Source organism: Klebsiella sp. HN106, from assembly GCF_051209435.1.
Classification (GTDB): Bacteria; Pseudomonadota; Gammaproteobacteria; order Enterobacterales; family Enterobacteriaceae; genus Klebsiella; species Klebsiella oxytoca.
In genome coordinates this window covers 1-302 of record NZ_JBLURD010000216.1, presented here as the reverse complement: position 1 = coordinate 302, position 302 = coordinate 1, and the positions used below count along the sequence as shown (strand labels likewise).

Here is a 302-nt window from a genome sequence, read left to right as displayed (position 1 = left end):
ATTCGAAATAATCATTTAATATTATTTAAACTACTATTCCAGTGTAAGTAATCACCTGGTTCAGATATTGATCGTTATCATTGATTCTCTTGTCGCCACGCCTTAACCATCTCCTTTGTTACCTCTTTCTTGTAGCAAATAGGTGAGTACCCACCAGCTTTGCTCCAGGCACTGCGGCCACCGCACGAGCTGCCGTTCCGGGCGGTATTGAAGGGACAGGCACAAGTACCGGGGTAGGATGCGACAGAGTCATCAATAATCCTTTGACTGACCTGATCATCGCTTAAGGAATTCGATTTGGC

1 protein-coding gene is annotated in these 302 nt (G+C 45.0%); it reads right to left on the bottom strand.

What is annotated here, in order from left to right; all coding sequences use genetic code 11:
* Positions 1-77: 77 nt before the first annotated feature.
* On the bottom strand, positions 78-302 hold a 225-nt coding region (locus ACSIPU_RS30990), incomplete at its 5' end, for a hypothetical protein (RefSeq protein ID WP_435322531.1).